At 73.0% G+C, this 21,933-nt stretch carries 20 protein-coding genes and 6 pseudogenes; 8 read left to right on the plus strand and 18 right to left on the minus strand.

Annotated features, from left to right (window positions below; translation table 11 throughout):
• Positions 1-306: 306 nt before the first annotated feature.
• The 5 genes and pseudogenes from DEJ15_RS01155 to DEJ15_RS17305 all read left to right on the plus strand — a co-directional run.
• Positions 307-729, plus strand: a complete 423-nt coding sequence (locus DEJ15_RS01155) for a sensor histidine kinase (protein WP_284175431.1) — start codon at positions 307-309, stop codon at positions 727-729.
• On the plus strand, positions 702-902 hold the full coding sequence (locus DEJ15_RS01160; RefSeq protein ID WP_284175432.1) for a helix-turn-helix domain-containing protein: 201 nt from the start codon (positions 702-704) through the stop codon (positions 900-902). The genes DEJ15_RS01155 and DEJ15_RS01160 overlap by 28 nt, the downstream gene beginning before the upstream one ends.
• Before the next feature lie 88 nt (positions 903-990).
• On the plus strand, positions 991-1,302 hold the full coding sequence (locus DEJ15_RS01165) for a transcriptional regulator (RefSeq protein WP_110824315.1): 312 nt from the start codon (positions 991-993) through the stop codon (positions 1,300-1,302).
• On the plus strand, positions 1,299-1,574 hold the full coding sequence (locus tag DEJ15_RS01170; protein ID WP_284175434.1) for a hypothetical protein: 276 nt from the start codon (positions 1,299-1,301) through the stop codon (positions 1,572-1,574). The genes DEJ15_RS01165 and DEJ15_RS01170 overlap by 4 nt, the downstream gene beginning before the upstream one ends.
• Positions 1,472-1,768, plus strand: a pseudogene (locus DEJ15_RS17305) (nucleotidyl transferase AbiEii/AbiGii toxin family protein); the annotation flags it as partial. The gene DEJ15_RS01170 and the pseudogene DEJ15_RS17305, both read left to right, overlap by 103 nt.
• 195 nt (positions 1,769-1,963) lie before the next feature.
• Here the strand turns inward: DEJ15_RS17305 and DEJ15_RS01175 are convergent.
• The 8 genes and pseudogenes from DEJ15_RS01175 to DEJ15_RS01210 form a co-directional block, all read right to left on the minus strand.
• Positions 1,964-2,650, minus strand: coding sequence for a response regulator (locus DEJ15_RS01175; RefSeq protein WP_110824317.1), 687 nt, complete (start codon positions 2,648-2,650; stop codon positions 1,964-1,966).
• Positions 2,647-5,140, minus strand: a pseudogene (locus DEJ15_RS01180) (ATP-binding protein). The gene DEJ15_RS01175 and the pseudogene DEJ15_RS01180 overlap by 4 nt, the downstream one beginning before the upstream one ends.
• Positions 5,141-5,263: 123 nt before the next feature.
• A pseudogene (kdpC, locus tag DEJ15_RS01185) lies at positions 5,264-5,868 on the minus strand (potassium-transporting ATPase subunit KdpC).
• Entirely contained in the window at positions 5,865-7,883 is a 2,019-nt protein-coding gene (kdpB, locus tag DEJ15_RS01190; RefSeq protein WP_502866139.1) for a potassium-transporting ATPase subunit KdpB, read from the minus strand. The pseudogene kdpC and the gene kdpB overlap by 4 nt, the downstream one beginning before the upstream one ends.
• A 130-nt stretch (positions 7,884-8,013) precedes the next feature.
• Positions 8,014-9,697 (minus strand): annotated as a pseudogene (kdpA, locus tag DEJ15_RS01195) (potassium-transporting ATPase subunit KdpA).
• The gene (locus DEJ15_RS01200) at positions 9,697-9,786 is read right to left on the minus strand and encodes a potassium-transporting ATPase subunit F (RefSeq protein ID WP_017887940.1); all 90 of its coding nucleotides are present in this window, start codon (positions 9,784-9,786) and stop codon (positions 9,697-9,699) included. The pseudogene kdpA and the gene DEJ15_RS01200 overlap by 1 nt, the downstream one beginning before the upstream one ends.
• Entirely contained in the window at positions 9,783-10,004 is a 222-nt protein-coding gene (locus DEJ15_RS01205; protein ID WP_146232820.1) for a hypothetical protein, read from the minus strand. The genes DEJ15_RS01200 and DEJ15_RS01205 overlap by 4 nt, the downstream gene beginning before the upstream one ends.
• The gene (locus tag DEJ15_RS01210) at positions 9,970-10,989 is read right to left on the minus strand and encodes a helix-turn-helix transcriptional regulator (RefSeq protein ID WP_110824322.1); all 1,020 of its coding nucleotides are present in this window, start codon (positions 10,987-10,989) and stop codon (positions 9,970-9,972) included. The genes DEJ15_RS01205 and DEJ15_RS01210 overlap by 35 nt, the downstream gene beginning before the upstream one ends.
• Before the next feature lie 293 nt (positions 10,990-11,282).
• Here DEJ15_RS01210 and DEJ15_RS01215 point away from each other — a divergent pair, with 293 nt between their 5' ends.
• Positions 11,283-11,513: a VOC family protein gene (locus DEJ15_RS01215; RefSeq protein WP_284175436.1), complete on the plus strand. Its 231-nt coding sequence runs from the start codon at positions 11,283-11,285 to the stop codon at positions 11,511-11,513.
• Positions 11,514-11,553: 40 nt separating this feature from the next.
• Here the strand turns inward: DEJ15_RS01215 and DEJ15_RS01220 are convergent, their stop codons facing one another.
• Positions 11,554-12,378, minus strand: coding sequence for a putative RNA methyltransferase (locus tag DEJ15_RS01220; protein ID WP_284175437.1), 825 nt, complete (start codon positions 12,376-12,378; stop codon positions 11,554-11,556).
• Positions 12,379-12,436: 58 nt separating this feature from the next.
• On the opposite strand from DEJ15_RS01220, the pseudogene DEJ15_RS01225 reads away from it, so the two are divergent.
• Together DEJ15_RS01225 and DEJ15_RS01230 are read left to right on the plus strand one after the other, a co-directional pair.
• Positions 12,437-12,745, plus strand: a pseudogene (locus DEJ15_RS01225) (maltokinase N-terminal cap-like domain-containing protein); the annotation flags it as partial.
• Between the two features lie 366 nt (positions 12,746-13,111).
• A pseudogene (locus tag DEJ15_RS01230) lies at positions 13,112-14,066 on the plus strand (aldo/keto reductase).
• Between the two features lie 299 nt (positions 14,067-14,365).
• On the opposite strand, the gene DEJ15_RS01235 reads toward DEJ15_RS01230, so the two are convergent.
• The 9 genes from DEJ15_RS01235 to DEJ15_RS01275 form a co-directional block, all read right to left on the minus strand.
• Positions 14,366-14,623 carry a hypothetical protein gene (locus DEJ15_RS01235; RefSeq protein WP_284175439.1) on the minus strand — a complete coding sequence of 86 codons (258 nt, stop codon included), beginning with the start codon at positions 14,621-14,623 and terminating at the stop codon, positions 14,366-14,368.
• Positions 14,624-14,704: 81 nt separating this feature from the next.
• Positions 14,705-16,333, minus strand: a complete 1,629-nt coding sequence (locus DEJ15_RS01240; RefSeq protein WP_110824329.1) for a serine/threonine-protein kinase — start codon at positions 16,331-16,333, stop codon at positions 14,705-14,707.
• Positions 16,334-16,378: 45 nt separating this feature from the next.
• A complete protein-coding gene (locus tag DEJ15_RS01245; RefSeq protein ID WP_284175441.1) occupies positions 16,379-17,182 on the minus strand; it encodes a phosphatase PAP2 family protein in 804 nt (267 codons plus the stop codon).
• An 86-nt stretch (positions 17,183-17,268) separates the two neighbouring features.
• Positions 17,269-18,954 (minus strand): bifunctional 3'-5' exonuclease/DNA polymerase, encoded by a 1,686-nt coding sequence (locus DEJ15_RS01250; RefSeq protein ID WP_110824331.1) that lies wholly within the window; start codon positions 18,952-18,954, stop codon positions 17,269-17,271.
• Positions 18,955-19,003: 49 nt separating this feature from the next.
• Entirely contained in the window at positions 19,004-19,198 is a 195-nt protein-coding gene (locus DEJ15_RS01255; RefSeq protein ID WP_110824332.1) for a multidrug transporter, read from the minus strand.
• Positions 19,195-19,983 (minus strand): hypothetical protein, encoded by a 789-nt coding sequence (locus tag DEJ15_RS01260; protein WP_110824333.1) that lies wholly within the window; start codon positions 19,981-19,983, stop codon positions 19,195-19,197. The genes DEJ15_RS01255 and DEJ15_RS01260 overlap by 4 nt, the downstream gene beginning before the upstream one ends.
• A complete protein-coding gene (locus tag DEJ15_RS01265) occupies positions 19,980-20,141 on the minus strand; it encodes a hypothetical protein (protein WP_284175444.1) in 162 nt (53 codons plus the stop codon). Before DEJ15_RS01265 ends, DEJ15_RS01260 begins: the two co-directional genes overlap by 4 nt.
• The gene (locus tag DEJ15_RS01270) at positions 20,104-20,889 is read right to left on the minus strand and encodes a carbohydrate ABC transporter permease (RefSeq protein ID WP_284175445.1); all 786 of its coding nucleotides are present in this window, start codon (positions 20,887-20,889) and stop codon (positions 20,104-20,106) included. The genes DEJ15_RS01265 and DEJ15_RS01270 overlap by 38 nt, the downstream gene beginning before the upstream one ends.
• On the minus strand, positions 20,886-21,845 hold the full coding sequence (locus tag DEJ15_RS01275) for a carbohydrate ABC transporter permease (RefSeq protein WP_110824334.1): 960 nt from the start codon (positions 21,843-21,845) through the stop codon (positions 20,886-20,888). The genes DEJ15_RS01270 and DEJ15_RS01275 overlap by 4 nt, the downstream gene beginning before the upstream one ends.
• Between the last annotated feature and the right edge of the window lie 88 nt (positions 21,846-21,933).

The following is a 21,933-nucleotide window of genomic DNA, read 5'->3' on the forward strand; positions in this document are numbered from 1 at the left end:
CACCGCCCCCCGACGACCAGGTGACGCCCGTCGCGGGGCCGGGTCGGGCCTCCCGGCCGGCGCTCCCCGCACCCGCCGGTGGTGCCGTCGCCCACGCCAGCCGCGCGGAGGCCGCGGAGCACGCCCGCGTCGTCGCGGACCTGACCGACCGGCACTCGCTCACCCTCGAGTCGGTGCTCGCGGTCCTGCGCTCCCCCCCGCGTCGGCGACGCCGCGGCCCGTGCGGAGGCGGTCGAGGTCGCGTCCGCAGCCCTCGTCGACCTGCGGACGTCGAGCGATCGCCAGCGGGAGGTCCTGCTCGAGCCGGTGACGGGGGCGTTCTCGCGCCTGCGCGCCGACCTCCGCCCGCTCGTCCGGTTCGGTGACCTCGACGTGCAGTTCGTCGAACCGCCCGCGACCGGCCGCGCGCTCCCCGGCGACGTCGCGCACGCTGCCCGGGCGATCGTCCGGAACGCGGTGCTCACCCTCGTCGACGAGGGCAACGCGAACCGGGTCCGCATCCAGTGGGACTGCGACGGGCGCAACCTGCTCATGCAGTTACGGGACGACGGTGCCGGGACGCACGACGTGCAGGACGACGCGATGCGGCCGATCGCCGAGCGCGTCGGGGTCCTCGACGGACGGATGCACGTCGACTCGACGCCGGGCTGGGGGGTCCGTGCTCGACATCACGATCCCACTCGACCCCGCCCCCCGGATCGGTGCCGAGCCCGGACGAAGCCGACCTGACGCCCCGCGAGGCCGAGGTCCTGCGGCTCGTCGCGACGGGGGTCGGCAACCGTGAGATCGCGGACGGCCTCGGCATCTCCGTCAACACGGCGAAGTACCACGTGGCGAACCTGCTCCGGAAGCTCGGGGCGCGGACCCGGGCGGAGCTCGCGGCGCACGTGCACGCCGGCTGAGGCGGGAACATCCGGGCGGCGGCGTCCTACCGACGGCGCGGTGGCGTCCTGCCGACGGCTCTGGCACGATCGGACCGAGGGAGGCGCGATGAACCCGCGTGTGCTGTTCCAGGACGTCAAGCCGATCGACGTCGTCGCCTCCCTCGACGACCTCCACGGTCCGGCAACCGGTCCGCTCGTGCTCCCGCTGGAGGTCTACTGGGGCCCGGAACCGCTGGTCGACCTGGCATCCACCTCGGACGTCGCCAAGGCGTACCAAGCGGTCCTCCGCGAAGGCGACACCAGAGCCCAGGCTGCCCTGCTCGATCGGGAGCTGCTCGTCCGGACATGGCCGGATCTCCTGCTGCCGAACCGCGTCCGCGCAGCGTGGGAGGCGCGGTTCCCGGAGTTGACGGCATGACCGACCTCCGCGCTGCCCAGCGGGAGGCCACCGCGCTCGTCCTGAGGACGGTCGGCGGACAGGGCTTCGTGCTCGCCGGCTCCGGCGCGATCCGCGAACACGGTCTCGTCGACCGGTCGACCGGTCGACCCGCGACATCGACCTGTTCACTGATCGGTACGACCGCGAGTTGTTCCGTACGGCAGTCGAGGACGCGGTCGGCGTCCTCTCCGGACACGGCTACCGGGTCGACGTCCGACGGCACGACGAGCTGTTCGCGCAGCTCCTGGTGACGTCCGCGGAGGGTGACCGTTTGGAGATGGACTTCGGGTACGACTGGCGCGGCCAGGCTCCGGCGGATCTCCCGATCGGACCGGTGCTGGCCGCGGACGACGCCGTCGCCTCCAAGCTCGACGCGCTCTACGGCCGCCTCGAGGTGCGCGACTTCATCGACGTCGACGCGATCCGGGCCTCCGGGCGGTGGACGGACGCCGATCTCCTGCGTCTCGTCGCTGAGCGGGACGCCGGGTACAACCCCGTCGTCTTCGCACGGCAACTCCGCCTCGTGACGCGCGTCGCGGACGACCGGTTCGCCGAGTACGGGGTCGCTCCGCCCGAGGTCGCCGCGCTCCGGCAGCGCGCGCTCGCCTGGGCTGGTGAGTTGGAGGACGAGACCGGGGGGTCAGCCCGCCGGCGCGAACCGGTAGCCCATCCCCGACTCCGTCACCAGGTACCGCGGGTGGGACGGCTCCGGCTCGAGCTTCCGCCGCAGCTGCGCCATGTACAGCCGCAGGTACCCGGAGTCGGTGCCGTGCGTCGGACCCCACACCTCGGTGAGGAGCATCTCCCGCGTCAGCAGTCGGTCGGGGTTCGTCACGAGGACCTCGAGCAACCGCCACTCGGTCGGGGTGAGGCGGATCGCCGGACCGTCGGGCGCGGTGACCTGCTTCGCGACGAGGTCCACCACGAGGTCGCCGACCCGGATCGTCGGGGCAGCCTCCCCGCCCGCGGGAGCACGCCGCCGACCGAGCGCCCGGAGCCTGGCGAGGAGCTCGTCCATCTCGAACGGCTTCGTCACGTAGTCGTCGGCACCGGCGTCGAGCGCGTCGACCTTGTCGCCCGAGTCCGTCCGCCCGGACAGCACGAGCACGGGCACCTGCGACCACCCGCGGATGCCCTCGAGCACCCCGATGCCGTCGAGCCGCGGCATGCCGAGGTCGAGCATGACGATGTCCGGCCGCTCGGTGATGACGGCGTCGATGGCCGCCCGACCGTCCCGGGCCGTGACGACCTCGTACCCGCGGGCCCCGAGCGTCACGGCGAGCGCCCGCACGAGCTGCACGTCGTCGTCCGCGATCAACACCTTCATCGTCCCACCACTCCCAGGTGTCCGGCGATCGGCAGCCGCACCACGACGGTGAGCCCGCCGCCCGGGGTGTCGTCGACCTCGATCGTGCCGCCCATGCCCTCGGTGAACCCGCGCGCGAGCGCCAGCCCGAGTCCGAGTCCGGTCTCGTTGTCGGTGTCGCCGAGGCGCTGGAACGGCTGGAACACGTCCTCGCGCCGGTCCTCGGGGATGCCCGGGCCGCGGTCGGCGACCCGGAGTTCGACCCCGCCGGCGAAGGCGCTCGCCGCGATCCGGACGCGCTCGCCGTCGGGTGAGTAGCGGACGGCGTTGGCGAGCAGGTTCACGACGACGCGCTGCAGCAGCACGGGGTCGGCGAGCACCGGCGGGAGCTCGGCGGGCAGGTCGAGGTCGACGTCCTCCGGCCCGAGCTCGAGTTCGTCGAGCGCGGGGGGCGACGACCGTGTCGAGCGAGGTCGGGACCGGGGACGCGGCCAGTACCCCGGCCTGCACACGGCTGACGTCGAGCAGGTCGCCCAACAGCACCGCCAGTTGACGGAGGCTCTCGTCGGCGGTGGCGAGCAGGGCCTCCCGGTCGGCTTCGCGCAACCGCACGTCCCGCGCCCGGAGGGACTGCACGGCGGCGGACGCGGCGGCGATCGGCCGCCGCACGTCGTGGCTGACGGCCGCCAGGATCGCGCTCCGCACCCGGTCGACCGCGGTGATGCGCTCGGCGTCGACGGCGGTGCGGGTCAGCGCGCGGTGCTCGAGGGCGGCGTCGAGCTGCTGCTCGACGACCCGCAGCAGCCGGCGCTGGGTGGGGTCGTCGGGCGCACCGGCGAACTCCAGGACGGCGCCGGACGGGAGGCTCGTGGTCGCGTCCGGTGCGTCCCCGAACGTCCCCGACGTCGCCGGCACCTCGTCGCCCTGGCGGACCCGGACCCCGGCGAAGCCGAACGCCTCGCGGGTCCGGTCGACGAGGGCCTGGAGGGCGTCGTCGCCGCGGAGGACGCTGCCGGCGATCCCGACGAGGAGCCCGGACTCGGCGGCCGCGCGGCGGGCGGTGCGGGAGCGTCGGGCGGAGCGGTCGACCACGAAGCTGACGAGCACGGCGCTGACGACGTACATGACGAGGGCGACCAGGTGCCACGGCTGTTGCACGGTGACCTGGTGCAGGGGTTGCACGAAGAAGAAGTCGAGACTCAACCCGGAGAGCACGGCGGCGAACACCGCAGGGAGCATGCCGCCGATGAGCGCCACCACGAGCACGAGCAGCTGGTAGGCCAGGACGTCGACCGTGATGGAGTCGGGGTCGTCGGTCAGGCTGAGCAGCCAGGTCAACAGCGGCCCGGCGACCAGCGCGAGCACGAACGCGGCGACCACCCGGCTGCGGGACAGGCTCCCGCCGAGCTTCGGCAGCGCGAACCCGCCGCCGGCGCGCTCGTGCGTCACGACGTGCACGTCGATGTCGCCGGACTCGCGGATGACCGTGCTGCCGATGCCCGGGCCGGTGACTGCGGCGGCGAGTCGGCTGCGACGGCTGATGCCCATCACGATCTGCGTCGCGTCGATCGAGCGGGCGAACCGGACGAGGGTCGTCGGCACGTCGTCGCCGACGACCTGGTGGTAGGTGCCGCCGAGCTGTTCGAGCAGGGCGCGCTGCGTGCCGAGCGCGCCGGGGTGCCGCTCGCGGAGGCCGTCGTTCGTCGTGACGTGCACGGCCGCGAGCTCGCCGCCGGCGGACCGGGCCGCGATGCGGGCGCCGCGACCGAGCAGGGTCTCGCCCTCCGGGCCTCCCGTCAGGGCGACGAGGACGCGCTCCCGCGTCTCCCACCGGTTCGCGATGCCGTGTTCGGCGCGGTACCGCTTGAGGGCGTCGTCGACCTCGTCGGCGAGCCAGAGCAGCGCGATCTCGCGGAGGGCGGTGAGGTTGCCCAGCCGGAAGTAGTTCGACAGTGCCGCGTCGACGCGGGCGGCCGGGTACACGAGCCCGTCGGACAGGCGGTCGCGCAGGGCCTGCGGGGAGAGGTCGACGACCTCGATCTGGTCGGCGGCGCGGACGACGGCGTCGGGAACGGTCTCGCGCTGGACGGTGCCGGTGATCTCGCGGACAACGTCGCCGAGGGACTGCATGTGCTGCACGTTCACCGTCGAGATGACGTCGATGCCCGCGGCCCGGAGCGCCTCGACGTCCTGCCAGCGCTTCTCGTGCGGGCTGCCCGGGGCGTTCGTGTGGGCGAGCTCGTCGACGAGGGCGACCTCGGGGCGACGGGCGAGCACGGCGTCGAGGTCCATGTCGTCGAGCGCGACCCCGCGGTGCTCGACCGTCCGGCGCGGGACGACCTCGAGCCCGTCGACGAGCGCGGCGGTGGCGGCGCGGCCGTGGGTCTCGACGACGGCGACGACCACGTCCCGCCCGTGGTCGGCCATCCGACGCCCCTCTTCGAGCATCGTGTAGGTCTTGCCGACGCCGGGGGCCGCGCCGAGCAGCACCCGCAGCTTGCCTCGCTTCACGTGCTCATCCTCTCCTGCTCGGTGCCCGGCGCGGACCGGATCTGCACGTCGTCGTCCAGCTCGAACCGCAGTCACACGCGGTTCGGACGGGTCCCGGTTGTACGAGTCCGGTCCACACCGGGGTCAGCGCTGGCGCGCCAGGGCCAGGTTCAGCTCGAGCACGTTCACCGCGGGGGGCGCCGAGCACGCCGAGCTGGCGGCCGTCGGTGTGCTCGGCGACCAGGACACGCACCCGGGCCTCGGACAGCCCGCGGGCGGCGGCGACACGGGACACCTGCTGGTCCGCGTACGCCGGGCTGATGTCCGGGTCGAGGCCGGAGCCCGACGCGGTCACGGCGTCCGCGGGCACCTGCGATGCGGGCACGCCGTCGGCCTCCGCGATCGCGGCTCGGCGCTCCTCGACGGCCTTCGTCAGGTCGGGGTTGGACGGGCCCAGGTTGGACCCGGACGACGCACCGGCGTCGTACCCCTCCTCCCCCCGCGGCGGAAGGACGGGACTGGAACCAGCGGTCCGCGTCCTTGCCGGCGAAGGACTGGCCGATGAGGGAGGAACCGACGACCGTGCCGGACGAGTCGGTGACCATCGAGCCGTTCGCCTGGTCTGAGAAGGCGGCCTGGCCGACGCCCCACACCGCGAGCGGGTAGGCGACGCCGAGGACGACGGTGGCGAGCACGGTGAGGCGGACGGCCACGCCGGCGGAGCGGGAGAACGAACGAGTGGAAGTCATGACGAGAACCCCGGGATGAGACCGACCACGAGGTCGATCAGCTTGATGCCGATGAAGGGGACGACCACGCCGCCGAGCCCGTAGACGAGCAGGTTGCGGCCGAGGATCGACGACGCCGACGCTGCGCGGTACTTCACGCCACGCAGGGACAGCGGGATGAGCGCGACGATGACGAGCGCGTTGAAGACGATCGCCGACAGGATCGCCGACGCGGGGCTGTGCAGCCCCATGACGTTGAGGACGCCGAGGCCCGGGAACGTCGCCTGGAACATCGCCGGGATGATGGCGAAGTACTTCGCGATGTCGTTGGCGATGGAGAACGTGGTGAGGGCACCGCGGGTGATGAGGAGCTGCTTGCCGATCCGGACGACGTCGATGAGCTTGGTCGGGTCCGAGTCGAGGTCGACCATGTTGCCGGCCTCCTTCGCCGCGGTCGTCCCGGTGTTCATCGCGACGCCGACGTCCGCCTGGGCCAGCGCCGGGGCGTCGTTCGTGCCGTCACCGGTCATCGCGACGAGGTTGCCGCCCTCCTGCTCCCGCTTGATGAGCGCGAGCTTGTCCTCCGGCGTGGCCTCGGCGAGGAAGTCGTCGACGCCGGCCTCGGCGGCGATCGCCTTCGCGGTGCGCGGGTTGTCGCCCGTGATCATCACGGTGCGGATGCCCATGCTGCGCAGTTCGGTGAAGCGCTCGGCGAGGCCGTCCTTGACGACGTCCTTGAGGTGCACGACACCGAGCAGCGCGACCCGGCCCGACGGGTCCTTCCGGGCGACGACGAGCGGCGTCCCACCCTGGTCGGAGACCTCGGCGACGGTGGCGTCGACCGACGCCGTGACGGCGGGGTCGCTCGTGTCCGCCCACGCGAGCACCGCTGCCGCGGCGCCCTTGCGGACCTCGGTGCCGTCCGGCAGGTCGACGCCCGACATGCGCGTCTGTGCGGTGAACGGCACCTCGACGGCACCGGCCGGGAGGCCCTGCACGGCCCCGGCGGTCAGCGCCAGGTCCACGATCGAGCGGCCCTCGGGCGTCCCGTCGGCAGCGCTGGACAGCGCGGCCGCGGCGGTGAGGTCGGCCTCGGTCACCCCGGGCACCGGCACGAACCGGGAGGCCCGACGGTTGCCGTACGTGATCGTGCCGGTCTTGTCGAGGAGCAGCGTGGTGATGTCACCGGCTGCCTCGACCGCGCGGCCCGACATCGCGAGGACGTTGCGCTGCACGAGCCGGTCCATGCCGGCGATGCCGATCGCGGAGAGCAGCGCACCGATGGTGGTCGGGATGAGGCAGACGAGCAGGGCGATGAGCACCGTGATGCTGACCGTCGAGCCGACGAGCCCGGCGATCGGCTGCAGCGTGAGGCAGACGACGATGAACACGATCGACAGCGACGCGAGCAGGATGTTGAGCGCGATCTCGTTCGGCGTCTTCTGGCGGGCGGCACCCTCGACGAGCCGGATCATCCGGTCGATGAAGGTCTCGCCCGGGGTGGACGTGATGCGCACCACGATCCGGTCGGACAGCACGCGGGTGCCGCCCGTGACGGCGCTGCGGTCGCCACCGGACTCGCGGATGACCGGAGCGGACTCGCCCGTCACGGCGGACTCGTCGACCGAGGCGATGCCGTCGACGACGTCGCCGTCGCCCGGGATGACCTCCCCGGCGACCACGACGACGAGGTCGCCCTTCGCCAGGTCGACCGACGCCACGTCCTCGGTGGACGCCGACAGTGCGGCCGGGTCGGCCGGGGAGTACCCGACGATGCGCCGGGCGGTGGTCGTCGAGCGGGTCTTCCGCAGGGTGTCGGCCTGGGCCTTGCCCCGGCCCTCGGCGACGGACTCCGCCAGGTTGGCGAACAGGACGGTCAGCCACAGCCAGACGGCGATGACGAGGGTGAAGGAGGACGGGACGGGCGCGCCGGAGTCGGCCGCGCCTCCCGTCCGGCTGAACGGCTCGACGACGGCGGTGACCGTCGTCAGGCCCGCGCCCACCTCGACGAGGAACATGACCGGGTTCTTCCACATGAGCCGGGGGGTCCAGCTTGCGGAAGGCGCCCGGGAGGCCCGCCGCCAGTTGGCGGGGCCCGAACGCGGACGAGCGTCGGCCCGGTTCGGGGGGTCGTGTGCTGCTCCGTCTCGGGAGTCAGGGTGGTCATCAGGACAGTCCTTCTGCGAGCGGCCCCAGTGCGAGCACCGGGAAGTAGGTGAGTGCGGTGACGATGACGGCGACGCCACCGAGGAGCGCGATGAACAGCGGCCGGTGCGTCGGCAGGGTGCCGACGGTCGCGGGGACCTTGTCCTGCGCGGCGAGCGACCCGGCGAGCGCCAGGACGAACACCATCGGCACGAACCGGCCGAGCAGCATCGCGACACCGAGCGCGGAGTTCATCCACGTCGTGTTCGCGGTGAGACCGCCGAAGGCCGAGCCGTTGTTGTTGCCGGCGCTGGTGAACGCGTAGAGCAGTTCGGACAGGCCGTGGTTGCCCGGGTTGAAGAGGCTCGTGCCGAGCACCTGCTCCCGGACGCCCGGGATGACGAGCGACAGCGCCGTGCCGAGCAGCACCACGGTCGGGGTGACCAGGATGTACAGCGCCGCGAAGGTCATCTCCTTGGCGCGGATCTTCTTGCCGAGGTACTCCGGCGTGCGGCCGACGAGCAGCCCGCCGATGAACACCGTGATCACGGCGAGCACGAGCATGCCGTACAAGCCCGAGCCGACGCCGCCGGGGGGTGACCTCGCCGAGCATCATGTTGACGAGCGCCATCATGCCGCCGAGCGGGGTGAAGCTGTCGTGCATGGCGTTCACGGCGCCCGTGGACGTCGAGGTCGTCGCCGTCCCGAAGAGCGTCGAGCCGAGGATGCCGAAGCGGACCTCCTTGCCCTCCATCGCGGCACCCGCGGCGTGCGTCGCGGCACCGCCACCGGCGAGCTCCGCGATCGACATCGCCGAGAGCGACACCAGGAAGATCGCACCCATCACGGTGACGATCGCGGTGCCCTGACGGGTGTCGCCGACCATCCTCCCGAAGGCGCGCGGAAGCGAGAACGGGATGACGAGCATGAGGAACACCTCGAACAGGTTGGTCCACGCCTGCGGGTTCTCGAACGGGTGCGCCGAGTTCGCGTTGAAGTAGCCGCCACCGTTCGTGCCGAGCATCTTGATCGCCTCCTGCGAGGCGACGAACCCGTCCGGGACGTGCTGCGTCCCGCCGGTGAGCGTCGCGACGTCCGTGCCGGGGCCCCAGGACTGGATGACACCGCCCGCGACGAGCACGAGGGCGGAGACGAAGGCCAGCGGCAGGAGCAGCCGGCCGGTGCCACGGACGACGTCGACCCAGACGTTGCCGATCGTGCCCTGACGGCGGCGGGCGAATCCGCGGACGAGGGCGACGGCGACGGACAGGCCGACGGCGGCGGACAGGAAGTTCTGCACCGCGAGCCCGGCCATCTGCACGGAGTACCCGACGGTGACCTCGGGCGAGTACGACTGCCAGTTCGTGTTCGCGACGAACGAGGCCGCCGTGTTGAACGCGAGTGCGGGTCCCACGGCGGGCAGGCCGAGGTCGCCCGGCAACACCACCTGGATGCGCTGGAGCAGGTAGACGAGCAACAGCCCGACGACGCTGAAGAGCAGCACGCCGCGGAGGTAGGCGGGCCAGGACTGCTCGGCGTCGGGGTCGACGCCGATCACGCGGTACACGAGTCGCTCGACACGGCCGTGCCGGGGGCTCGTGAAGACGCGGGCCATCCAGTCGCCGACGGGACGGTGCACGAGGACGAGCAGCAGGACGAGGACGGCGACCTGGGCGATGCCCGCCCAGGTCTGCGCGGTGCCCATCAGAACCGCTCGGGGCGCACGAGCGCCCAGACGAGGTACACGACAGCGGCGATGCCGAGGACGGCAGCGGCGATGGTGATGCCGATCACAGCCGCTCCACCCCCCTGGCGATCAGTGTCACGACGCCGAACACGGCGAGGACACCGGCGACGACGAAGACGTCGAACACGTGGGACTCCTGGAGATCGAGGTGCCCGCGGCAGGTGCCGTGGACCGCACCGGTGGTGGTGCGGTACCGATGCTGTGCCCGGTGTGGGGCCTCCCGGTCCGTCCTAACGGTTCCCTGACGGATGCGTGTGCGACGCATGCGCGCCACTAACAGAGGCGCGCAACTGATCGGCGAGCGTCGTCGTCGCCGTTCGGAGCTGCTCCGGACCGACCACCGTGAACGGCACGGTGAACCCGGCGAACCGGGCCGCGAGCGCCGGCCACGACCACGACCCCGTCGTCAGCCGACAGGTGCCGTCGTCGAGGTCCTCGAGCACGGCGTCGTCGTCGACGTACGGTGCGACTCGGCTCGCCGGGACGTGGAGGACTGCGGTGCCGGTGCACGGCCAGCCACGTCCGAGGGGATCAGCGGTCCCCTCGGCCCCGCGGAACCGGGCCGCGACGAACGCCGCCGGGTCACCGCCCGGCACCGGCCGGGGTGTGAACGCCAGACCGCTCGGCGCCCGGGGCTGCATCCGGTCGATGCGGTACGTGCGCCAGTCGTCCGCATCGGGCGACCAGGCGAGGAGGTACCAGCGACCCGACCGCGCGACGACGGCGTGCGGCTCGACGCGGCGCGTCGGCCCGTCGTCCGTACCGACGCCGCGCCAGGCGGACGTGTACGCGAAGCGGAGGACGTGGGCGGAGCGGACGGCCTCGCTCACGGCGACCAGGACCGCGGGGTCCACGACGGTGCTCTCCGGCGCGGTCGCGACCTCGACCGCGTCGATCCGGTGGCGGAGCCGCGACGGCATCACCTGGCGCACGGTCGCGAGGGCCCGCGCTGCGGCGTCGGCGATGTCCGCGCCGGACGCCGGTGCGACGGCGAGTGCCAGGGCGACGGCGACCGCCTGGTCGTCGTCGAACAGGAGCGGTGGCAACTCCGAGCCCGCCGCCAACCGGTAGCCACCGGTCGGGCCACGGAGCGACGTGATCCGGTAGCCGAGCTCCCGCAGGCGGTCGACGTCGCGGCGCACGGTCCTCGGGCTGACGTCGAGCCGCTCGGCCAGCACGTCACCGGCCCAGTCGCGCCGGACCTGCAGCAGCGACAGCAGGGTGAGCATGCGAGACGACGGTCCGGACATGGTGCGAGTCTGCCGGAGGATGCGGACACGATCTGACCGCATCACCGGGGAGGCTCGTCAGCAGCGCGGCCGGAGCGGTCGCCACCAGCACGAGGAGTCGACATGACGTTCACCACCACCCCGCACCTCAACTTCGACGGCCGGGCCCAGGAGGCCCTGGCGTTCTACGCGGCCGCCTTCGGGACCGAGGCCTCGGTCGCCACGTACGGGCAGACGGGGGCATCGGAGGACCCGGCGTGGGCCGACCGGGTCGTCTTCGGTCAGGTCGAGCTCCCCGGGGGGGCGCCCGGGTCATGGCGTTCGACGTCTGGCCGGGACAGCCCTACGACCAGGGCCAGAACGCCTCATACGTGTACCTGATCGCCACGGACGAGGCCGAGCTCCGCGCCGCGTGGGACGGGCTCGCCGTGGGCGCCGAGGTCCGGCAGCCGCTGGGCCCGTCGGCGTGGTCGCCCCTGGCCGGGCAGCTCCGCGACGAGTTCGGGGTCGTGTGGGCGTTCGACATGCCGCAGCAGCAGTCCTGACCCGCCTGGACCGGGCGTGCCACGAGCGCGCCCGGCCCGGTCAACCGACCGGCACCCAGGTGCTCACGGTCACGGCGGCGGTCACGGTCGTCGGCGCGAAGACCGTGTCGGCCGCGACGTGGTGGTGACTCGGCCCCATGTGCACCACGTCGTGCACGTCCTCGGCGGACAGGTCCATCGTCCACGTCAGGTCCTCGCTCGACCGGAGCGCGAACGCCGGCGTGAGGGACCCGTGCAGGCGCCGCTCCTTCTCGGGGTCGACGCTGATCGTCGCCTCGGCGAGTTCCGCGAGGTGCCCGGCCCGTGGCGTCACGACGGCCAACACCCCGGCGGGGTGCAGCACCCGGGCGTACTCCCGCTGGTTCCGCGGTGCGAAGACGTCCAGCACGACGGCCGCGGCGTCGTCGACGACCGGGAGGCGCTCGGTCACGTCCCCGACGACGGCCCCGGCGCGCGTGTGGACGCGCGCCGCACGTCGGATCGCGACGGCCGACAGGTCCAGGGCGACCCCGAGCCTCACGTCCGGTCCTGCCGGTCCGTCCTCCTCCGCCGGTCGCGCGGCGTCGAGCACGTGCGCGAGGTAGGTGCCCGGGCCGGAGCCGACGTCGAGGACGATGCCGGGAGCGGTCGCGCTGACGGTGACGGCGGCGAGCGCACGTTCCACGGGCGCGTAGTGCCCGCGCCCGAGGAACCGCAGACGCGCGTCCACCATCTCCGGGGTGTCCGCGGTCAGCGCCCGGCGCTTGGCGGGCAGGAGCGTCAGGTGTCCCTGCTTCGCCTCGTCGTACCGGTGTCCGTCCGCGCACCCGGCCTGTCCGCTCCCGGTGCGCGCGAGCGGCTCGGTGCACACGGGACACGCGAGCACGGGGGAGGAGGTCGTCGCGCACCGGTCCAGGGTACGGGGAGGGCGGTAGGTTGCCGGCATGGCCGTCATCCACGAAGCGACCCTCACCCCCGGCAAACTCGACGCGATCAGCGCCTGGCTGCCCGGACAGCCCTGGAGCGGGGTCGGCACCCGTACCGCGGTCGAGCAGGTCGGCCGGTTCCGGTTCGACGACCCCGACGGTGAGGTCGGGGTGGAGACCTACCTCGTCCGCGCCGGGGACGGGCCCCTGCTGCACGTGCCGCTGACCTACCGCGGTGCTCCGCTCGCCGGCGCCGGCCCCTTCCTGGTCACCGAGATGGAGCACTCCGTCCTCGGGCACCGCTGGGTGTACGACGCCGTGGGCGACCCCGTGTACGCGGACGTGCTGCGCCGTGCGATCGCGACCGGCGGCCACGAGGCGGACCTGCAGCGGGCCTCCGGAGACGGCACCGTCGAGAAGGAGGGACGGGCGTCGGGCAGCGGTGCCGACGCGGAGTCCCCCCACGGTGACCGAGGTCACGGTGCACACCGAGGGGACGACCACCACGATCACGACCGGGCACGGCGCCGTCGCGGTCCTCCGGGTGCTCGGAGGACCGATCCCGGCCGGAGCGACGCTCACCGCCGGCTGGGGTGTCGACCGCTCCGCGGTGGTCGCCGTCCTGCTCGCGTAGCCGAAGCGGGTACGGCCAGGGCCTCGCACGCACGGGTGGCGGCTGGCAGGATCGGTCCGGTGAAGACACTGGAGTTGCCACAGACGGACCTCACCGCTTCCGACGTCGTCGTCGGACTGATGCGGATCAACGACATGAGCGACCAGGACATCCGGTCGCTGTACGCCGCGTCGCGCGACGCGGGCGTGACGATGTTCGACCACGCGGCCGTGTACGGCGGCTGGCACGGCTGCGAGGAGCGCTTCGGTGGCGCGGTCACGCTGTCCGCGGCCGAGCGCAGCGAGATCCAGCTGCAGACCAAGGTCGGCATCCGGCCGACCGCGAACGGCGCGTACTTCGACTTCTCGTACGAGCACATCATGTCCTCGGTCGAGGAGTCGCTGACCGCCCTGCGCACCGACTTCATCGACGTGCTGCTCCTGCACCGCCCGGACGCGCTGGTCGAGCCCGACGAGGTCGCGAAGGCGTTCGACGAGTTGCACGCCGCCGGCAAGGTGCACCACTTCGGCGTCTCGAACCACACCCCCCGGACAGACCGAGTTGCTGAAGAAGTCCGTGCGGCAGCCGCTCGCGTTCAACCAGGTGCAGCTGAGCATCACGCACGCGAACGTCATCACCCAGGGCCTCGTCGCGAACATGGCCGGCCTCGACCAGTCGATCGACCGGGACAACGACATCCTCAACCACGCCCGCCTGAACGACGTCACGCTGCAGGCCTGGTCGCCGTTCCAGAAGGGCTTCTTCGACGGCGTCTTCCTGGGCGACCGCGAGCACCACGCCGAGCTCAACGACGTGCTCGAGGAGATCGCCTCGGCGCACGGCGTCACCCCGACCGGGATCGCGGTGGCGTGGATCACCCGGCACCCCGCGCACTTCCAGGTGGTGCTCGGGACGACGAACCCGCAGCGCGTCCGCGACTCCGCCGCCGGCTCGGACGTCGAGCTCAGCCGCGAGGAGTGGTACCGCGTCCTGACGGCGGCAGGCCACACCGTCCCCCTGACGCCTGACGCCTGACGCCTGACGCCCGACCTCCGGGCCACGTCCCACCGGGCCCCGACCTGTCGCCTCAGCGCGTCGGGTCGGGGTCCTCGTCGTGGTCCCGCAGCGTCGGCGCCGCGGTCGGGTCGGTCGTCCCCCCCGGACACGACCTCGATCCGGAACCCGAACGCAGCCGGGTCCTCGTCGAGCTCGAGCCCGTCGCCGCTGACCTGGTCTTCGGGGATGGCGCGACCCTTCGACGGGTCGAACGCGCTGCTCATCGACATCCGACGAGCATGCCCGGCGTCCCCGGGAGTCGCCGCAACGTCGGCTGGCTAGGAGCCGAGGTCCTCGGGGTGCAGGCGGTCGCCGGGTTCGGGCGTGCGGAAGACGGGCCCGCCGCCGGCCTCGTCCTCGTCGTCGTGTCGGACCGGGGAGTCACCGGGGTTCCCGGTCGCCTCGGCTCCGGACACGTCGGCTCCCGACGGCTCGGACCCGGAGGACTCGGGCCCGCCGGAGGCCCCGCGGGCTTCCTCGACCTCGAGTTCGTCCTGGTCGGAACCGTCCACGGGGACGTCGCTGCCCTGCTGCATGGGATCGAACGGTGCACTCATCGACATGGGTCGAGTGTGCTCCTCGCAGGTGGACAGCGCGTCCGGACTGTCCGTCGGGCGTCAGCCCCGGCCGGGAGCGTCGCCGGACTTGCCGGGCCCGCCGCCGGGGCCACCACCCGGTCCACCGTTCCCGGTGCCCTTGCCCGGGTTCGCGGGGACCTCCTGCGAGGTCGTGTCGACGCCCGTGTCCAGGGGCTCCTCGACCGGCAGACTCGTCTCGACGCTGGGCTCCGGGACCGGGACCGACGAGGGCAGTTCCTCGGCTGGCTCGCTCGGCTGTTCCTCCGCGGGCTCGCTCGGCTGCTGCTCGGCCGGCTCGCTCGGCTGCTGCTCCGCGGGCTCGCTCGGCTGCTGCTCCGCGGGCTCGCTCGGCTGCTGCTCGGCCGGCTCGCTCGACTGGTCCTCGGTGGGCTGCTGTTCGGCGGGCTCGCTGGACTGGGTGGGAGCCGGCGTCCCGTCGTCCCGGCCGAGGGCGAGCGCTGCGACCAGCACCCCGGCGACCAGGAGCACGGCGAGGACGATCACCGGCAGCACCCAGCGCTTCCGCTCGCGCTCCTCGGGCGCACTCCCCGACGGGCCGGCCGGGACGGCAGCGGTACCCGTCCGTCCACCCGCACCGCCGGCGGCACCGGCACCGGCACCGGCCGGCGTCCCGAGCACCGTGGTCGCGACGTCGTCGTCAGCGCTGCGTGCGGACTGCGTCGGCAAGCGGCGGGTCGCCGTGTCCGCATCGGAGGCTCCGCTCACCGGCATCGCACGGGTCGCGGCGTCCGCCGACGCGGCTCCCGCTCCGGCCGCGGCGGCCGCCCCGACCGCCCCGCCAGCGGCAGCCGCCTTCGTGAGCGCCCCCGGGCCTCCCGGCAGGAGCTGGGTGGCGGGCGCGACGTCGTCGCGGCCGAGTGCCCGGAGCCGCGCCGCCGCTTCCGCGGCGGACGGACGGTCCTCCGGGTGCTGCGCGGTCATGACGTGCAGGAGCGTCCGCCACGCCGTCGGCAGGTGTTGGTCGATCTCGGGAGCCCGCGCGAGTCGGGCGGTGGCTGCCTCGACGGCGCTGCCGGGGAAGGCCTGCTTGCCGGTCAGGGCCTCGAGGAGCATGAGCCCGAGCGCGTACACGTCGGCCTCGCCGGTCACCGGCTGACCGAGGACCTGCTCCGGGGCCAGGTAGGCGGCCGTGCCGATCACGGTGCCGGTGCCCGTGACCCGGGCGGCGTCGCGGAGGAGCGCGATGCCGAAGTCGGCGAGCTTGACGTGCTCGCCGTCCTGCTCGAGCAGGACGTTCGCGGGCTTGACGTCCCGGTGCACGATGCCCTGCGCGTGCACGGCGGCGAGGCCCTCCGCGACCTGCGCCCCGACGCGGGCGGTCGTGACGGTGTCGAGCGGTCCCTCGCGCAACCGCGTGGCGAGGTCACTGCCCGGGACGAGCTCCATGACGAGGAACGAGTCGCCGTCGGCGGTGTCGAGAGCCGCGTCGAACAGCGTCACGAGGTTCGGGCTGCGGAGCCCGGCGAGCACGTGGATCTCGGCCTCCGCGCGAGCCCGCTCGCCGTGGTCGACCGGTCCGATCCGGAAGAGCTTGACCGCGACCTCGCGTCCGAGCTGCTCGTCGACGGCGCGGTACACCGACGCCATCCCGCCGTGTCCGAGGGTCCCGGTCACCCGGTACCTGCCACCGATCAGCCGTTCTTCCATGCAGGGGAACCTACCGGGCTCAGCTGGCGAGCACGCGCAGCCGGGTCAGGACGGGGTGGGCTCCGCGCCCCGGTGCAGCGCCGTCAGGTACAGCCGGTGCGCGGTGATCACCACCGCGAGCCAGGCGAGGCCGAGCGCCCACGCCGCCAGGACGTCCGTCGTCCAGTGGTGCCCGAGGAACACCCGCGAGACGCCGACCGACAGGACGAACAGCGTGCCCGCGACGATCGTCCAGACCCGGGTCACGACGCGGCTCTGGCGGAGGAGCAGCAGGTACACGATGGTGCCGACGATGACGGTGGAGTTGAGGGTGTGCCCGGACGGGAACGACGGCGAGTGCTCGTACGGCGGGACGGCGTCGGACAGGGGCGGACGGCTGCGACCGATCAGGTCCTTGCCGGCGATGGTCATCGCGAGCGACCCGGCGCTGGCGGCGACGAGCAGGACGAGCGGCGTCCACGCGCGGCGCTGGACCGTGAACCCGATCAGGAAGAGCACGGCGACGATCGGCATCCCGATGGTCCCGGCGATGTCGGTCCACCACGTGACGCCCTGGTCGAGCACGGGCGAGCGGAGCGTCAGCATCCAGTCGAGCACGGGGCGGTCGAGCACGGCGACGTCGTCGGCCTCGCGCACGGCGTCGTAGACCTCGGACGCGGCCCAGGTCGCGGTCGTCGCGATGCCGATCCCGACGAGCAGCGTCAACACGAGCAACGGGAGGGCGCCGTACCGTCGACCGAGGGCGGCCCACCCGTCCGCGACCGACCGGCCGGCGCGGGTCCGCCAGCGGGTGAGGTCGACGTCGCCGACGGTCCGGTCGGCGCGCTCGCGGTCGGCGCCGCCGATCACGGGGGGTCCGACCGGAGGGGGTGTCGTGCTGTTCCATCCGACCAGCCTGGACTCCCGTGGCTGTGCAGGCCCGGCCGACGGTGCGGCTACTTCGCCTCGGAGTAGGCGTCGACGACCGCCACCGACAGCGGGAAGGTGACCGGGAACCCGCCGAACATGATCCGCCCGGCGTCGACTGCGGCGGCGCGGACCTGCTCGGCCACCCACTCGGCGTCCGCGGCGGGAGCGTGCACGACGAGCTCGTCGTGCACGAAGAACACGATGTGTGCGCCGGCGGTGACGGGCCCGGACGTCCTGGTGGCGAGCCGGGTGCGGAGGCCGCCCATCCAGGAGAGCGCCCACTCCGCCGCCGTCCCCTGCACCACGAAGTTCCGGGTGAACCTGCCCCAGCTCCGGGCTCGCGACTCGACGGCCCGCTGCATGCCCGGCGACCCCTCCACCGAGTAGGCGCGGTTCCTCGCCTCGAACCAGGACGGGTCGGGGACCGGGGAGGTCCTGCCGAGCCGCGTCGTCACGGGCTCGCCGCGTTCCCCGGCCCGGGCCGCCTGCTCGACCAGGTCGAGCGCGCGCGGGAAAGCCCGGGCGAGCCGCGGGACGAACCGGCCGCCCTCGCCCTGGGTGGCGCCGTACATCGCCCCGAGCATCGCCATCTTGGCCTGCTGCCGGGTCTGCACGGCACCGGACGCCACGACCCCGTCGTACAGGTCCTGCCCGTCGCCGGCGGCCGCCATGGCGGTGTCGCCGGACATCGCCGCGAGGACCCGCGGTTCGAGCTGCGCTGCGTCCGCGACGACGAGCTTCCACCCGGGGTCGGCGACCACGGCGGCCCGAACCTGCTTCGGCAGCTGCAGGGCGCCGCCGCCGTTCGCGGCCCACCGTCCGGTGACGACCCCGCCGACGACGTACTCGGGGTGGAACCGGCCGTCCCGCACCCACTCGTCGAGCCAGGTCCAGCCGTTCGCGGTGAGCAGCCGGTACAGCCGCTTGTACTCGAGCAGCGGTTCGATCGCCGGGTGCTCCAGGTGCTGCAGCTCCCACTTCCGGGTGCTCTCCACGACGAGCCCGGCCCGCCGCAGGGACCGCAGGACGTCCGCGGGTGAGTCCGGGTTGAGGCCGGGGTCGTCGAGCCGCTCGCGCAGGACCTCGGCCAGGTCCTCGAGCTTCCGGGGACGGACGCCGTACGGGACCCGTGGTCCGAGGGCGTCGGCGAGCAGGCGCTCGTGCACGTCCGTCCGCCAGGGCAGGCCGGCGTGCTTGACCTCGGCCGCGACGAGCGCACCGGCGGACTCGGCCGCCAGCAGCAGTCGGAGCGCGCCCGGCTCGGTCGAACCGGCCACGGCGTCGAGCTGCGCCCGCAACTCCGCGACCGGGTCGAGGTCGTCGTCGGCCGGGGCGAGCGCGAACAGGTCGTCGTCGAAGAGCGACGCCTGCGTGGCCGGCGCTGGCCGGGCCTCCACGACGGCCGGTGCGTCCCAGCCGCTCTCCGGCGCCTGCGCGAGGGCGGACCCGCGGCTCGCCAGGGCGGTCCGGAGGACCCGGTGTCCCAGGCGCAGGTCGACACAGCGGGCGACCCGCCCGCCGGCGGCGAGCACGGCGGGGTACCAACGCGCGGTGTCGGACCAGACCCAACGGACGCCCGGTGCGTCGGTCACGGCGACGAAGGCCGGGAGGTCCGACTCGGCCACCCGTGTCGGCTCGCCGTCCGGCTGCCCCGCGTCCGTCAGCGGCGTCGCGGTGACGCGGCCGTCGACGGCGGCGAGGACGAGGTGCACGGGTCGATTCTGCCGTGCACCACCGTCCGCCCCGCACCGGGCGGTGCGCTCAGTCGCCCGGGCGGACCGCAGCGCTGTCGGCGACGTCGATGCGGACGTCGCCGGACTCGGTCTCCTCGACCTCCACGCGGGGTGCCTCGTCGTGCTCGTCGGACCCGGACATCCGGCGGAACGTGTCGTGCCGACGCTCCTCGAAGGTCATGTCGACGCCGTCGTCCAGGTGGTCTCGGTCGGGTGCGCTCATGCGGGCGACGGTACGCCGACCGGAGCGGTCCCGGCGCGCTCGGACCAGTGCCCGCCAGCGGCCCACCGCTCCTGGACCGCACGCTGGAGCCGACCCGAGGGCACCGCCCGACGCGCGGACGCCAGGTCGGTGCCGAAGACGAACTTCGCCACGGAGACGTCACCCGCCCCGTGCGGATCGGCCGGTCCCGGCAGCAGCGCGAACCGGGCTGCGAAGCGCGCGGTGTTCGACGACGGGCCGAGGACGGCAGCGACGTCGGGGTCGAGCAGCCACGACGAGCAGACGAACGTGTCGACCGTGGACGCCGGGTCGAGCCGCCGGAGCACGGTGGGCGCGGCCGCGAACGACCGGTCGCACCCGTCCGGGTCGAGCGGTCCCGTCTCCGGCACGTGCACCCCCCACGCCGGCGTCCCGTCCGGCAGCCGGGCGGTCCGCTCGAACTGGAGGCGCCCCACGGCCACCACGCGGCCGGTCGCCACCTGGACGAGCCAGTCGAGACCCGTGCCGTCGAGCCCGTAGCGGCCGACCTTGCGGTCGACGTCGGCGACGCTCGCCGCGGCGTCCTCCGGGCTGCAGCCGTGGGTGACGAGCCACCGCTCGGTGACCGGCAGCACCGCACGGAGGGCTCCGAGGAGGGCGGCCTCCCGGCGCGCCGGGCCGAGGTGGGCCACGGCGTCCTCGAGCGCCGGAGCCAGCCCCGCTGGTTCCCCCGGCGAGCCGACGGCGGCGGTGAGGAGCGCGACGGGGTCGGGGCGGGCCTCCCGTCCGTCGTCGGCCGGACTCACTTGAGACCGGAGGAGGCGAGCCCGTCGATCACCCGGCGCTGCAGCACGATGAACATGATGAGCACGGGCGCCATCGCCATCAGGCTCGCTGCCATCAGCACCGGGTAGTTCACGGTCCGGTCACTCGACAGCGTCGCGAGCCCGGCGGCCAGGGGCATGGCCTCGGCACGGGTCGACACCACGAGGGGCCAGAGCAGTTCGTTCCACGACCAGAGCACGGTGGTGATCGCGAGCACGCTCATGGACGGTCGCGCCAGGGGGGAGCATGATGCGCCAGAACGTCTGGAACGGGTTCGCACCGTCCATCCGGGCAGCCTCCTCGAGCTCGGCGGGCATGTTGAGGAACGCGGTCCGCATCAGGAACGTGCCGAACGCGCTGAACAGCCCCGGCGCGACGATGCCGGCGAGGGTGTCGAGCCAGCCGAGTCCCTGCACGATCTGGTACTGCGAGATGAGGTAGACCTGCGACGGCACCAGCAGGATCGACAGCACGATCCCGAGGATCAGCCCACGGCCCCGGAACCGCATGCGCGCGAAGGCGTAGCCGGCGAGCGTGCACAGGACGATCTGCGCCACGGTCCGGATGAGCGTCACCCAGATCGACGTCCCGAGCTGGCTGAGGAACGGCAGCCGCTCGAACACCTGCGCGAAGTTGTCCCACTGCAGCTGACCCGGCCAGAACACCGGCGTCGGGGAGGTCACCTGCGCGTTGGTCGACAGCGACATGATGATCTGCCAGAGGAACGGGAACGCCATCACGAACCCACCCACCCCGAGCACCACGTGGATCCACCAGTGGCTGCCGCCGCGGCGACCGGGACGTGCCTGGCCACGGACCCGGCTCCGGCTGGCGGCCGAGGCGGCCGCCGAGAGCTTGCTGCCGTGCGCTTCGATGATGCCGGTCATGACTGCACCCACTTCTTCTGGACACGGAACTGGACGACCGTGATGATGCCGATGAGCAGGAAGATGACCATCGCGATCGCCGCCGCGAAGCCCTTGTCGCCGTCGACGAACCCGGAGTTGTAGAAGTAGAAGACGAGGGACATCGTCTCCGGGACCACCGGGTTCAGCGGGCCGAGGATCGCGTAGAGCAGGTCGAACAGCTGGAAGCTCGAGATGGTCGTGACGATGAGCACGAAGAAGATGCTCGGGCTGAGGAGCGGCACCGTGACCGAGCGGAACTGCCGCCACCGGCTGGCGCCGTCGAGCTCGGCCGCTTCGTACAGCTCGGGCGGGATGTCCTTGAGCCCGGCTCCCAGGATGATCATCGAGAACCCGAGCGACGACCACAGCCCGACCAGCGAGACGGCGACGAGCGCGAAGCCCGGGGTCGAGATCCAGTACGGGCCGTCGATGCCGAACAGGCCGAGGAACGAGTTCACGATGCCGAAGTCGCCGTTGAACATGATGCGCCAGACCAGTGCGATCGCCGCCGGCATCGCGACGTAGGGCAGGAAGAACAGCACGCGGTAGAACTGTGCGAAGCGCAGGCCGGGGGTGTTCAGCAGGCTCGCGAGCCAGACCGCGATCGGGATGCCGAGCAGGACGATCACGGTGTAGACGATCGTGTTGCCCAGCGACTGGTAGAGCTGCGGGTCCGCCAGCAGTCGCGTGTAGTTCGCGAGTCCGGTGAAGCTCGCTCCGCCGAACACGCCCCAGCTCGTGAACGAGTAGTAGAACGTCTGGATGATCGGCCAGATGAAGAAGGTGCCGACGCCGATGAGCAGCGGCAGGACGAAGAGCCACGGCCAGAATCCGTCGCTGCGTGGGGCCCGCGTCGGCCGCGACGGGTCGGCGGGGCGGGTCTCGGGCGGCGGGGACGCCTGCGCGGCATCGGGTCGCTGGGTGTGGATCGTCATCAGGTCGCTCCTCGGCCAGGGCGGTCGGATCGGGTGGTCCGGGTGGTGCTGGGTGCTGCGGGTGGTGCGGACGTGTGGGTGCCGGCCG

Origin of the sequence: Curtobacterium sp. MCJR17_043 (assembly GCF_003224315.2) — a bacterium.
Taxonomy (GTDB): domain Bacteria; phylum Actinomycetota; class Actinomycetes; order Actinomycetales; family Microbacteriaceae; genus Curtobacterium.

Coding starts and splice junctions, on each gene's coding strand:
- DEJ15_RS01165 (WP_110824315.1), top strand. CDS start 991: ATGAACCCGCGTGTGCTGTTCCAGGACGTCAAGCCGATCGACGTCGTC.
- DEJ15_RS01170 (WP_284175434.1), top strand. CDS start 1,299: ATGACCGACCTCCGCGCTGCCCAGCGGGAGGCCACCGCGCTCGTCCTG.
- DEJ15_RS01175 (WP_110824317.1), bottom strand. CDS start 2,650: ATGAAGGTGTTGATCGCGGACGACGACGTGCAGCTCGTGCGGGCGCTC.
- kdpB (WP_502866139.1), bottom strand. CDS start 7,883: ATGTGGAAGAACCCGGTCATGTTCCTCGTCGAGGTGGGCGCGGGCCTG.
- DEJ15_RS01205 (WP_146232820.1), bottom strand. CDS start 10,004: ATGCGTCGCACACGCATCCGTCAGGGAACCGTTAGGACGGACCGGGAG.
- DEJ15_RS01210 (WP_110824322.1), bottom strand. CDS start 10,989: ATGTCCGGACCGTCGTCTCGCATGCTCACCCTGCTGTCGCTGCTGCAG.
- DEJ15_RS01215 (WP_284175436.1), top strand. CDS start 11,283: ATGGCGTTCGACGTCTGGCCGGGACAGCCCTACGACCAGGGCCAGAAC.
- DEJ15_RS01235 (WP_284175439.1), bottom strand. CDS start 14,623: ATGCAGCAGGGCAGCGACGTCCCCGTGGACGGTTCCGACCAGGACGAA.
- DEJ15_RS01240 (WP_110824329.1), bottom strand. CDS start 16,333: ATGGAAGAACGGCTGATCGGTGGCAGGTACCGGGTGACCGGGACCCTC.
- DEJ15_RS01255 (WP_110824332.1), bottom strand. CDS start 19,198: ATGAGCGCACCCGACCGAGACCACCTGGACGACGGCGTCGACATGACC.
- DEJ15_RS01265 (WP_284175444.1), bottom strand. CDS start 20,141: ATGCCCCTGGCCGCCGGGCTCGCGACGCTGTCGAGTGACCGGACCGTG.
- DEJ15_RS01270 (WP_284175445.1), bottom strand. CDS start 20,889: ATGACCGGCATCATCGAAGCGCACGGCAGCAAGCTCTCGGCGGCCGCC.
- DEJ15_RS01275 (WP_110824334.1), bottom strand. CDS start 21,845: ATGACGATCCACACCCAGCGACCCGATGCCGCGCAGGCGTCCCCGCCG.